We start from the raw sequence: 344 nt of genomic DNA on the forward strand, positions 1-344 counted from the left end.
GTTCCGATTCAACCGAGTTTGGGACGAGACCCGGGCCTATATGTGTTTAATGGGACGCAGTACCTGTTCGGTATCAACTACGAAGATTTCGGCAAGCTCGTGTCCGCAGACTCGACGTTCACCGTCGTCTACAACGCATCAGCCGCAGTCTCAGTTCCGTCGGGAGCTACCGTGTGGACCTGAGGTCAAAAGGTCACGGGGCTGTCCACGATCCCCGCAAACACCAACGCTGTGTACGTGATCGTAGAAGCGGCCTCTTCAAGTGGTGGAAGTGGCGTGAATTCGGTCAACGGAAAGACTGGGGCAGTCGTCATAAGCGCGACGGACATCACGACGGGCACATT

General features: G+C 56.1%; 1 protein-coding gene. It reads left to right on the forward strand.

Going from position 1 to position 344, the window contains the following annotated elements:
- Window positions 1-183, forward strand: a 183-nt coding sequence (locus AC1RPR_RS08570; protein ID WP_481763527.1) for a hypothetical protein, incomplete at its 5' end; no start/stop codon positions are given.
- Window positions 184-344: the final 161 nt, after the last annotated feature.

The sequence above is a fragment of the Dellaglioa sp. CoH-57-MRSF-22 genome, assembly GCF_056781895.1.